General features: G+C 62.0%; 11 protein-coding genes. 8 read left to right on the forward strand and 3 right to left on the reverse strand.

Annotated elements, in window-relative coordinates; translation table 11 throughout:
* Nucleotides 1-52 precede the first annotated feature (52 nt).
* Together ybbP and ybbA are read right to left on the reverse strand one after the other, a co-directional pair.
* The gene (gene ybbP / locus RTX96_RS11960) at nucleotides 53-2,467 is read right to left on the reverse strand and encodes a putative ABC transporter permease subunit YbbP (protein WP_312671138.1); all 2,415 of its coding nucleotides are present in this window, start codon (nucleotides 2,465-2,467) and stop codon (nucleotides 53-55) included.
* Complete coding sequence (gene ybbA / locus RTX96_RS11965; RefSeq protein ID WP_312671140.1) at nucleotides 2,464-3,150, reverse strand: putative ABC transporter ATP-binding protein YbbA; 687 nt, start codon at nucleotides 3,148-3,150, stop codon at nucleotides 2,464-2,466. Before ybbA ends, ybbP begins: the two co-directional genes overlap by 4 nt.
* Between ybbA and tesA the strand changes: the two genes are divergently transcribed.
* The 5 genes from tesA to RTX96_RS11990 are packed head-to-tail and all read left to right on the forward strand — an operon-like array spanning nucleotide 3,121 to nucleotide 6,868.
* Complete coding sequence (gene tesA / locus RTX96_RS11970) at nucleotides 3,121-3,744, forward strand: multifunctional acyl-CoA thioesterase I/protease I/lysophospholipase L1 (RefSeq protein WP_103821555.1); 624 nt, start codon at nucleotides 3,121-3,123, stop codon at nucleotides 3,742-3,744. The genes ybbA and tesA overlap by 30 nt on opposite strands.
* Nucleotides 3,745-3,785: 41 nt before the next feature.
* A complete protein-coding gene (locus tag RTX96_RS11975) occupies nucleotides 3,786-4,556 on the forward strand; it encodes an SDR family oxidoreductase (protein ID WP_103821486.1) in 771 nt (256 codons plus the stop codon).
* Between the two features lie 59 nt (nucleotides 4,557-4,615).
* Nucleotides 4,616-5,470: a thioredoxin family protein gene (locus tag RTX96_RS11980; protein ID WP_103821487.1), complete on the forward strand. Its 855-nt coding sequence runs from the start codon at nucleotides 4,616-4,618 to the stop codon at nucleotides 5,468-5,470.
* A gap of 31 nt (nucleotides 5,471-5,501) precedes the next feature.
* Nucleotides 5,502-6,419: an SPFH domain-containing protein gene (locus RTX96_RS11985; protein WP_103821488.1), complete on the forward strand. Its 918-nt coding sequence runs from the start codon at nucleotides 5,502-5,504 to the stop codon at nucleotides 6,417-6,419.
* A complete protein-coding gene (locus tag RTX96_RS11990; protein ID WP_312268775.1) occupies nucleotides 6,416-6,868 on the forward strand; it encodes an NfeD family protein in 453 nt (150 codons plus the stop codon). The genes RTX96_RS11985 and RTX96_RS11990 overlap by 4 nt, the downstream gene beginning before the upstream one ends.
* On the opposite strand, the gene cueR is transcribed toward RTX96_RS11990, so the two are convergent.
* Nucleotides 6,865-7,281 carry a Cu(I)-responsive transcriptional regulator gene (cueR, locus tag RTX96_RS11995; protein WP_312268774.1) on the reverse strand — a complete coding sequence of 139 codons (417 nt, stop codon included), beginning with the start codon at nucleotides 7,279-7,281 and terminating at the stop codon, nucleotides 6,865-6,867. The two genes, RTX96_RS11990 and cueR, sit on opposite strands and share 4 nt — an antisense overlap.
* A 98-nt stretch (nucleotides 7,282-7,379) precedes the next feature.
* On the opposite strand from cueR, the gene copA reads away from it, so the two are divergent.
* From copA to ybaK, 3 genes are all read left to right on the forward strand, one after another.
* Entirely contained in the window at nucleotides 7,380-9,881 is a 2,502-nt protein-coding gene (gene copA, locus RTX96_RS12000; protein WP_312671143.1) for a copper-exporting P-type ATPase CopA, read from the forward strand.
* 56 nt (nucleotides 9,882-9,937) lie between these two features.
* Nucleotides 9,938-10,747: a TraB/GumN family protein gene (locus tag RTX96_RS12005; RefSeq protein ID WP_312671145.1), complete on the forward strand. Its 810-nt coding sequence runs from the start codon at nucleotides 9,938-9,940 to the stop codon at nucleotides 10,745-10,747.
* Between the two features lie 79 nt (nucleotides 10,748-10,826).
* Nucleotides 10,827-11,306 (forward strand): Cys-tRNA(Pro)/Cys-tRNA(Cys) deacylase YbaK, encoded by a 480-nt coding sequence (gene ybaK, locus RTX96_RS12010; RefSeq protein WP_103821493.1) that lies wholly within the window; start codon nucleotides 10,827-10,829, stop codon nucleotides 11,304-11,306.
* The last annotated feature ends 106 nt before the right edge of the window (nucleotides 11,307-11,412 follow it).

Here is an 11,412-nt window from a genome sequence, read left to right on the forward strand (position 1 = left end):
GATAGTGATGCCCCGGCAAACGCATGCGCCGCCGGGGACAATGGGGAGAGAACTAGCCAACAAACTGGCGGAACAGCGCTTTGCCCTTCAGTAACCGGGTACCCAGCCAGCCGCCACAGATCGAGAGCAGCAGCGCCCCGCAGAGCGGTAGTATGATCCACAGCCGCCAGTCGGGCTGCCACGGGAAATCAAACACCCGCGTCTGCAATACCGCCAGCGCCGTCTCCGCGCCGATGGCAGCCACCAGCCCGGCGACAAAGCCCAGCAGCGCGAACTCGCACCACAGGGTCGTGCGCAGCAGGCGCTTGCCGGCTCCCAGCGTGCGGTAAACCACCAGCTCCTGATGTCGCTGACGCATGCCAACCTGCACCTGGGCCAGCAGCAGCAGAGTGCCGCAGAGCGTCACCAGCACCACCATCACCTCCAGCGCCCGGCTCACCTGCCCCAGCACCTGGCCGACCTGCTTGAGGATCGCCCCGATATCCAGCAGGCTAACGGTAGGAAACGCCCGGTTAAGCTGGGTCAGCATGCCGTTGCCGTTCTCCCAGCGGAAGCTGGTCAGCCAGCTCTGGGGCTGGTTATCCAGCGCACCGGTTGGGAAGATGAAGAAGAAGTTCGGGCGCAGGCTCTCCCAGTCCACCTTACGCAGGCTGGTCACTTTTGCAGTGAAGTCCTGGGTATCGCCCATAAAGGTGACGCTATCGCCAAGACGAATATTGAGCCGCTCCGCCAGCCCCTCCTCCATTGACACCTCCCCCGCTTTCGGCGGCCAGCTGCCCGCGGTGAGCGGATTGTGATCCGGCTGGTTGGCCTGCCAGGTGAGGTTTAGCTCTCGATTTAGCGCCTCATCCGTATTCCCCTCGGTGGTCTGGCCGTTAATCTGGGTCAGACGCGCCCGCACGATGGGATAGAACGCCTCCGGAACGATCTGGTGCTCGGCAAGAAACGTCTTCAGGGGCGTCACCTGCTCGGGAGCGATGTTGATCAGGAAATAGTTGGGGCTCTCCGCCGGGAGCTGCTGCTGCCAGCGATCGAGCAGATCGCCACGCAGCACCAGCAGCATCGCCAGCAGCATGAACGAAAGCGAGAACGCCGAGAGCTGGCTCAGGGTCGACCAGGGCTGACGCAGCAGCCGGTTTACCGCCAGCCGCAGCGCCAGCGACGTCAGGGTCAACCGCTTGAGGACGTTAAGCAGCATCCAGCCGAGCAGCCCGCAGAGCAGAGCCAGCACTACCGCCCCCGCCAACACCGCCCACAGCAGCATGCTGCCGCCCATCAGCCAGGCCAGCAGCGCTACGGCAACGGCGGCAACAATCGGCAGATAGAGCTTCAGCGGCCAGACGTTCGCTACCGCATCACGACGCAGAACGCGGATCGGCGCAGTCGCCAGCAGCAGACGATAGGGCCGCAGCCCCACCAGCAGGGAGATCACTAACATCGCTCCCGTCGCCCACAGCCACGGCCAGAGGCTGGCAGGCGGCAGCGCAGCGGGCAGCACCGGCTTGAGGAGGATCATCAGCACCTGCTCAAACAGCAGGCCGATAGCGCCCCCGGTCACCGTCGCCAGCGCCAGCACCAGCAGCCACTGGCCGACGATCAGCCTTTGCAGCTGGGCGCGCCCTGCCCCCAGCGTTTTCAGGATCGCCACCAGATCGTAGCGGCTACGGCAGTAGTGGTTCATTGCCACCGCCACGGCGGCGATCGCCAGCAGCAGGGTCAGCAGAGCCGACAGCAGCAAGAACTGCTGCGAACGCTCGAGGGATTTCCCCAGCGCCCCCTCGTCCTGCTCCAGGCCATACCAGCGCTGCTCCGGCTTAAGCTGCGGCAGAAGCCATTTTTCATACGCTTCGAGCTGCTGCGGCGTGCCGCCAAACTTAATACGCCACATCACGCGGCTGCCGGGCTGGACCGCGTCAGTCGCCGCCACGTCGGCAAGGTTCATCATCAGGCGTGGGGCCATCTGGAAGGGGTTAAACCCGGCGTCCGGCTCCTGCACCACCTCCCCAGCAATGCGCAGCCGGGCGTCGCCGACGTCGATATAGTCTCCGGTTTTTAGCTCCAGCAGCGCCATCAGCCGCGGGGCGAGCAGCACCGTCCCTGCCTGCGGCTTGAGGCCCGGCGGATTGGTTTGCAGCTCACCATACATAGGGTAGATAGCGTCCACGGCCTTGACGTTAGCCAGCTGCGGCGTATCACCGGCAAAGGTCATGGTAGAGAAGGTAAGCTGCTCGCCCACCTTCAGGCCTCTTTTGCGCGCCTCCTCCAGCCACGCCGGCGGGATCTCACGAGAGCTGCGCAGCGCCCGATCCCCCGCCATAAAGTCGCGGCTCTGCTGACTCAGCCCCTTCTCCATGCGATCGCTGATGTTGCCCAGCGCCAGCACGCAGGCCACGGCCAGGCTGAGGGCCAGCCAGACAATCAGCAGCGACGGCGAACGCCATTCGCGCCAGAACCAGCGGGCAATCATGCTTCCTCCCGCAGTTCGCCGTTGACCAGACGCAGGCGACGGTCGCAGCGGGCCGCCAGCTGCGGATCGTGCGTGACCAGGATCAGCGTGGTGCCATACTGTTGGTTCATGGAGAAGAGCAGATCGGCGATCTTATCCCCGGTCTGCCGGTCGAGGTTGCCGGTCGGCTCATCAGCAAACAGCACGCCGGGACGCCCGTTGAAGGCGCGGGCCAGCGCCACCCGCTGCTGCTCGCCGCCGGAGAGCTGGGCAGGAAGATGATCCAGCCGTTTGCCCAAGCCGAGATCGGTCAGCAGCGTTTTGGCATTCTCCCGGCTCTGGCGACCGTTCTCGCCGCGCAGCAGCGCCGGGAGCTCGACGTTCTCCAGCGCGTTGAGGGTGGGGATCAGCATAAAGGACTGGAAGACAAAGCCGACGTTTTTCGCCCGCAGCGCCGCCCGCGCCTCCTCATCCATACTGTGCAGAGGCTGGCCCAGCAGGTTAACCTCGCCGCTGCTGCCGTCGTCTAATCCGGCGAGGATCGCCAGCAGGGTAGACTTGCCGGAACCCGACTCACCGATGAGGGCAATTGTCTGCGCCGGTTTGACAACCAGCTCAACTCCGGTAAGGATGGAAAGCTCATGTTCCCCCTGACCGACGGACTTCTTAAGATGATGAACTTCAACAATGTTTTCCGCTGGCATTTGCCCTTCCTGTTTATGCTTCTGTTTACCTTCCGTGCCGCAGCCGCTGACACGCTGTTGGTTCTCGGAGACAGCCTGAGCGCCGGGTACCGCATGGCAGCTAACTCGGCCTGGCCTGCGCTACTTAACGCTAAGTGGCAGCAGACGCCGTCGGTGGTTAATGCCAGTATAAGCGGCGATACCTCGCAGCAGGGGCTTTCTCGTCTGCCGGCGCTGCTGAAGCAGCACCAGCCGCGCTGGGTGCTGGTGGAGCTTGGGGGCAACGACGGCCTGCGGGGCTTTGCGCCACAACAGACCGAGCAGACCCTGCGTAAAATTTTGCAGACCATCAAGGACGCTAACGCGCAGCCGCTGCTGATGCAGATCCGTCTACCAGCCAACTATGGTCGTCGCTATACAGAGACCTTCAGCGCCATCTATCCTGCGCTGGCCAAAGAGTTTGATGTGCCGCTGCTCCCCTTCTTTATGGAGGAGGTCTACCTCAAGCCGCAGTGGATGCAGGAGGATGGCATTCACCCCAATCTGGATGCACAGCCGTTTATCGCCGACTGGATGGCCACGCGCCTTGCACCCTTAGTTAACCATGATAGTTAACCACGACTCATAAATAATCGGGGACGCCTACGGGTAAAGTTATGCAAAAATCGGTCTTAATAACAGGGTGTTCCAGCGGAATCGGTCTGGAAGCAGCGGTAGAGCTAAAGCGCCAGGGTTTTCATATCCTCGCCGCCTGCCGCAAGCCCGATGACGTCTCACGCATGAACGGGATGGGTTTTACCGGCATCCTGCTGGATTTGGACTCACCGGAGAGCGTCGATCGCGCCGCCGATGAGATTATCGCGCGGACCGGCAATCGCCTGTACGGCATCTTTAACAACGCGGGCTACGGGGTCTACGGCCCGCTGGCCACCATCAGCCGCGAACAGATGGAGCAGCAGTTCTCCGCCAACTTCTTTGGCGCGCACCAGCTGACCATACGCCTGCTGCCCGCGATGATCCCTTACGGCGAGGGGCGGATTGTGATGACCTCCTCGGTGATGGGGCTGATCTCCACGGCGGGGCGCGGAGCCTACGCGGCGAGTAAATATGCCCTTGAGGCGTGGTCGGACGCCCTGCGCATGGAGCTGCGCCACAGCGGCATTCAGGTGAGCCTGATCGAGCCAGGCCCTATCCGCACGCGCTTTACTAAAAACGTCAACCAGACCCAGCAGGATAACCCGGTGGAAAATCCTGGCATTGCCGCACGGTTTACCCTCGGCCCGGAGGCGGTAGTGGCAAAAGTGCGCCATGCTTTTGAGAGCAAGCGCCCGAAACTGCGCTATCCGGTGACGCTGGTCACCCACGCCGTCTGCTGGTTAAAACGCCTGCTGCCGGGGCGTGCGATGGATAAAATTTTGCGCGGATGAGTTGAAGGCCACGCCGCTCAACCCCATGTAAAGATAAACGTGAAAACAGAGAATTAGCCATGTCCGTACAGAATATTGTCACCATTACCGAAGCGAACCTTCAACAGACGCTAGAGCAGTCGGTCAACCTGCCGGTGCTCTTCTACTTCTGGTCCGAACGCAGCCAGCACTGTCAGCAGCTGACCCCGGTGCTGGAGTCGCTGGCCGCCCAGTATAGCGGGCAGTTTATTCTGGCGAAGGTGGACTGCGACGCCGAGCAGATGGTGGCCTCGCAGTTTGGCCTGCGGGCGATCCCTACCGTCTATCTGTTCCAGAACGGCCAGCCGGTGGACGGCTTCCAGGGGCCGCAGCCGGAAGAGGCGATCCGCGCTCTGCTGGAGAAAGTGCTGCCCCGCCCCGAGGAGCTGAAAGCGCAGCAGGCGATGGCCCTGATTCAGGAGGGCAACTATGCCGAGGCGCTGCCGCTGGCGAAAGAGGCCTGGCAGCTGTCGAATCAGAACGGTGAGTTTGGTCTGCTGCTGGCGGAGACCTTTATTGTCCTTAACCGCGCCGACGAAGCCGAAGCAGTGCTGAAAACTATTCCGCTGCAGGATCAGGATACCCGCTATCAGGGCCTGGTGGCGCAGATCGAGCTGCTGAAAAAAGCCGCTGACACCCCGGAGATCCAGCTCCTGCAGCAGCAGGTTGAGCAGTCGCCGGAGAATGCCGAGCTGGCGACGCAGCTGGCGCTGCAGCTGCATCAGGTTGGGCGCAATGAAGAGGCGCTGGAGCTGCTGTTTAGCCATCTACGCAAGGATCTCTCCGCCGCTAACGGCGAAGCGCGTAAAATGTTGCAGGAGATCCTCGCCGCGCTGGGTACCGGCGACGCGCTGGCCTCATCCTATCGCCGCAAGCTCTATTCACTGCTTTATTGATTAACCGCGATCGCGGCAGGGAGAGTGTGTAATGCTTATCGTCATCCCGGTACTTATCTTCGTCGCGCTGGTGATCGTTGGCGCAGGCGTGAAGATTGTGCCGCAGGGCTACCAGTGGACCGTCGAGCGCTTCGGGCGTTACACCAAAACGTTACAGCCGGGCCTGAGCCTGGTTGTGCCGTTTATGGACAGGATTGGCCGCAAAATCAACATGATGGAGCAGGTTCTGGATATTCCCTCCCAGGAGGTGATCTCCAAGGATAACGCCAACGTTACCATCGATGCCGTCTGCTTTATTCAGGTGATCGATGCCCCGAAGGCGGCCTACGAGGTGAGCAACCTCGAGCTGGCTATCATCAACCTGACGATGACCAACATCCGTACCGTGCTCGGCTCAATGGAGCTGGACGAGATGCTCTCCCAGCGCGATAACATCAATACGCGCCTGCTGCATATCGTAGATGAAGCCACCAATCCCTGGGGCATCAAGGTGACGCGCATTGAGATCCGCGACGTGCGGCCGCCTGCCGAACTTATCGCCTCCATGAACGCCCAGATGAAGGCCGAACGAACCAAACGCGCCTACATTCTGGAAGCGGAAGGGATCCGCCAGGCGCAGATCGTCAAAGCCGAAGGGGAGAAGCAGTCGAAGATCCTCAAGGCCGAGGGCGAGCGGCAGTCGGCGTTTTTACAGGCCGAAGCCCGTGAACGTTCAGCCGAGGCGGAGGCCCGCGCCACCCAGATGGTCTCCGAGGCGATTGCCGCCGGGGATATTCAGGCCGTGAACTACTTCGTCGCGCAAAAATACACCGAGGCGCTGCAGCATATCGGCTCATCAACGAACAGTAAGGTGGTGCTGATGCCGCTGGAGGCCAGCAGCCTGATGGGCTCTATCGCCGGGATCGCCGAGCTGGTGAAAGAGAGCGCCAGCGAACGGAAAGGCCTATGATCGACAGCCTGCTTCAGCACCCGCACCTCTTCTGGATTAGCCTCGGCGGCCTGCTGCTGGCAGCCGAGATGCTCGGCGGTAACGGCTATCTGCTGTGGAGCGGCGTGGCAGCAGTGGTGACCGGTCTGCTGGTGTGGCTACTGCCGTTCGGCTGGGAGTGGCAGGGCGCGCTGTTTGCCCTGCTCACCCTGCTGGCGGCGTGGCTATGGTGGCGCTGGCTGGCCCGTCGCGTGCGCGAGCAGAAGCCTGCCGACGCCGCGCTTAACCAGCGTGGCATGCAGCTGGTGGGCAAACACTTTACCCTCGACACCCCTCTGGTCAACGGCCGCGGCCATATGCGCGTCGGCGACAGCACCTGGCCGGTGAGCGCCGATGACGATCTCCCCGCAGGGACGCCAGTGGAAGTGGTGGCGGTTGAGGGGATCACCCTGCGCATTAAAGCGCGCTAGCTCTCTTTTGCCGAATGGCGATGGCAGCAGCCAGAGAGATTATCGATAATCGGGCAGTCGGCACCGTCATCGCCTGGACAGGCGTTCGCCAGATTCAGCAGCTGATCGCGCATCGCCTGTAGCTCAACGATATGGCGCTCGATCTCCGCTACCTTTTGTAGGGTATAGGCCTTTACGTCGGCGCTGTGCCGGGCCGGATCGTTAAACAGGGTGACCAGCTCGCCGCACTCCTCCAGATTAAATCCCACCTGTCGCGCCTGGCGCAGCAGGGTCAACTCATCAAGATGCTGCTGCGTGTAGCTGCGATAGCCGTTCTCGCTGCGAAGCGGCGGCGTCACCAGCCCCTTCTCCTCATAGAAGCGGATCGCCTTGCTGGTTAAGCCTGTCTTTTTTGCTACGTCGCTAATATTCATGGTCCCCCCTTGACCTTCCCCTTAATGGAAGGTTTAAGCTTATGTACAGTTAGCCAAAACACCGGCTCAGTCAATCCTAAAATCACAGGAGTATGATGATGTCCCACACAATTGAACTGGCGCTGGAGGGTCTCTCCTGCGGCCACTGCGTCAAACGGGTGAAAGAGAGCCTTGAGCAGCGTCCCGACGTTGAGCGCGCCGAGGTGACTATCGACCGGGCGGAAGTCACAGGCAGCGCCGATGCGAATGCGTTAATCGATACCGTTAAACAGGCCGGGTACGGGGCGACGCTTAGCCACCCAAAGGCTGATCCGCTGGCAGAGTCATCACCTCCGTCGGAAGCACTGACAGCGGCCGAAACTGAGCTTCCGACAGCGGATGACACCGACGACAGCCAGCAGCTGTTGTTGAGTGGCATGAGCTGCGCCAGCTGCGTTACCCGGGTGCAGAACGCCTTGCAGGCGGTACCCGGCGTAACCCAGGCACGGGTCAATCTGGCGGAGCGCTCTGCGCTGGTAATGGGCAGTGCCTCCGCCGTTGAGTTAGTGAGCGCGGTGGAGAAAGCGGGCTACGGTGCGGAGGCGATTGATGATGACGCCGCTCGCCGCGAACGCCAGCAGGAGACCGCCGTTGCTACCATGAAACGCTTCCGCTGGCAGGCGATTGTCGCCCTGCTGGTGGGCATTCCGGTGATGGTCTGGGGTATGGCGGGTGACAATATGATGGTCACCGACGCCAACCGCAGCCTCTGGCTGGTTATCGGTCTGATCACCCTTGGGGTGATGATCTTTGCCGGGGGCCACTTCTACCGCAGCGCGTGGAAGAGCTTGCTGAACCGTACCGCGACGATGGATACCCTGGTGGCGCTGGGGACCGGGGCCGCCTGGCTCTACTCAATGAGCGTTAACCTCTGGCCAGCGTGGTTCCCGATGGAAGCGCGCCATCTCTACTATGAGGCCAGCGCGATGATTATTGGCCTGATCAACCTCGGCCATATGCTGGAAGCCCGCGCTCGCCAGCGCTCTTCGAAAGCGCTGGAGCGCCTGCTCGATCTCACCCCGCCCACCGCCAGGGTGGTGACCGATGCCGGGGAGGAGACCGTGCCCCTTGCCGATGTTCATCCGGGCATGACGCTGCGCCTGACGACTGGCGATCGCGTTCCGGTGGACGGAGAGATTATCCAGGGCGAAGCCTGGCTTGATGAGGCGATGCTGACCGGTGAACCCGTCCCGCAACAGAAACAGCGTGACGATACGATCCATGCGGGAACGGTGGTCTCTGACGGCAGCGTGCTGTTTCGTGCCAGCCGCACCGGCAGCCACACCACCCTCTCGCGGATCGTTCGCCTGGTACGCCAGGCCCAGAGCAGCAAGCCGGAGATCGGCCAGCTGGCGGACAGGATCTCCGCGGTCTTCGTGCCGGTTGTGGTCGCCATCGCACTGATTAGCGGCGCGATCTGGTACGTTTTCGGTCCTGCGCCGCAGATTGTTTATACCCTGGTGATCGCCACCACGGTGCTGATTATCGCTTGTCCCTGCGCACTGGGCCTGGCGACGCCGATGTCGATCATCTCCGGCGTAGGCCGTGCCGCCGAGTTCGGCGTGCTGGTGCGTGATGCCGATGCGCTGCAGCGGGCCAGCCAGCTCGATACGCTGGTATTTGATAAGACCGGCACCCTCACCGAGGGGCGTCCCCAGGTAACCTTAGTCACGACCTACAGCGATCTCACTAGCGAGCAGGCGCTGCGCCTGGCCGCTGCGCTGGAGCAGGGTTCGAGCCATCCGCTGGCCCGGGCGATTATCGACAAGGCTGGAGCGGAAACGCTGGCAGAGGTGATTAACTTTCGCACCCTGCGCGGGCTAGGCCTGAGCGGTGAAAGCGAAGGCCGACGCCTGCTGCTGGGCAACCAGGCCCTGCTGAATGAACAGGGTATTGATACCGCCGCGCTGGAGAGCGACATCGTCGCTCAGGCGGCAACGGGCGCGACGCCGGTGCTGCTGGCGGTAGATGGCAAGGCGGCCGCGCTGTTTGCCATTCGCGATCCGCTGCGTGAGGATAGCGTGGCGGCGCTGCAACGCCTGCATCAGGCTGGCTACCGGCTGGTGATGCTCACCGGCGATAACGCCGTGACCGCCAACGCCATCGCCAAAGAGGCAGGAATCGACGAGGTGATTGCCGGGGTGCTGCCCGATGGCAAAGCCGCTGCGATTCAGGATCTGCAGCGCCAGGGCCGCCAGGTGGCGATGGTGGGCGATGGTATCAACGACGCCCCGGCGCTGGCCCAGGCCGAAGTGGGTATCGCCATGGGCGGCGGCAGTGACGTGGCGATTGAGACCGCGGCCATCACCCTGATGCGCCACAGCCTGATGGGCGTCGCCGATGCGCTGGCCCTCTCCCGCGCCACGCTGCGCAACATGAAGCAGAACCTGGTGGGGGCGTTTATCTATAACTCGCTGGGCATTCCGATTGCCGCCGGGATCCTCTGGCCGCTGACCGGAACGCTGCTAAACCCGGTGGTAGCGGGTGCGGCGATGGCGCTCTCGTCCATTACGGTGGTGAGCAACGCCAACCGTCTGCTGCGTTTTACGCCTAAAGAGTAGCTATTTACACCTTCTCCCGGCTCGCGCTAGCATGGGCCTTTCAGCCGGGAGGGCCTATGGGTCTGTTTAGCCGTTTAAAAATGCTGTTGGGCGCGCTGTACAGCCGCACCTATTCGTGGCCCGCGCTGGACGTCACCTTGCCAGGCGGGCGCTATCTGCACCTGGTCGGCAGTATTCATATGGGGACTCGCGACATGTCTCCCCTGCCGGAGGGGCTGCTGCGCAAGCTCAAGCAGGCCGATGCCCTGATTGTTGAGGCCGACGTCTCCGTGAGTGGTTCACCCTTCTCTGAACTTCCTCCCCGCCCGCCGCTGGCCGAGCGGCTGGATCCTGCCCAGCTTGCCGAGTTATCCCGGGTGCTAAACGAGCTCTCTCTGCCGCTGGAGACCTTTGACCCGCAGCCGGCGTGGAAAATCGCCCTGGTATTGCAGGCAACGCAGGCCCAGCGACTGGGCCTGCGCCCCGACTACGGTATTGACTACCAGATGCTCCAGGCCGCTCACGACAGGCAGATGCGGGTGATTGAGCTGGAGGGCACGGCGGATCAGGTTAACCTGCTCTGTCAGCTGCCGGAGGATGGGAAAGCGCTGCTGCTGGATACCCTCACCCACTGGCACACCAACGCCCGCCTGCTGCAGGTGATGCTGAGCTGGTGGCTTAATAGCCCGCCTGCCGAGGCGTCACAGTCCCTCCCCTCTACCTTTAGCCAGCCGCTCTACGATGTGCTAATGCATCAGCGCAACCAGGCCTGGTGCAAGCGACTGATGGCGCTGCCGCCGGGCCACTATGTCGTCGCAGCCGGGGCGCTGCATCTCTACGGCGAAGGAAATTTACCGACGCTGCTGCGGCAGAAAATTAACGCCTAAACGGCAAGATGGTACTATTTTTGCGAACGTCGTCAGGCGTATGCTGATAGCTCGATCATCCGTGGTAAGAAGGATTTTTATGACCCCCGCCGTAAAGTTACTCGAAAAGAATAAGATCCCTTTTCAGCTGCACAGCTACGATCACGATCCCAATGAAACGAACTTTGGTGACGAGGTGGTTCGTAAGCTTGGCCTGAACGCCGACCAGGTTTATAAAACGCTGCTGGTGGCGGTAAACGGTGATATGAAGCAGCTGGCGGTTGCGGTGACGCCGGTGGCGGGCCAGCTGGATCTGAAAAAGGTGGCGAAGGCGCTGGGGGCGAAGAAGGTTGATATGGCCGACCCGGCTGTTGCCCAGCGCACCACTGGCTATCTGGTGGGCGGTATCAGCCCGCTGGGGCAAAAAAAGCGCCTGCCAACGCTGATCGACGCTCCCGCTCAGGCATTCGCGACGATCTACATCTCCGGCGGCAGACGCGGGCTGGATATTGAACTGGCAGCAGGCGACCTGGCGAAGATGCTGGACGCAAAATTCGCCGATATCGCCCGCCGGGATTAAATAGCCTGCCCGACCCCGTAGGCCGGATAAGACGCGTTAGCGTCGCCATCCGGCGTTCAACATCTTACAAACGCCTGATGGCGGCTAACGCCTTATCAGGCCTACA

Origin of the sequence: Pseudescherichia sp. (assembly GCF_032052675.1) — a bacterium.
Lineage (GTDB): Bacteria > Pseudomonadota > Gammaproteobacteria > Enterobacterales > Enterobacteriaceae > Pseudescherichia.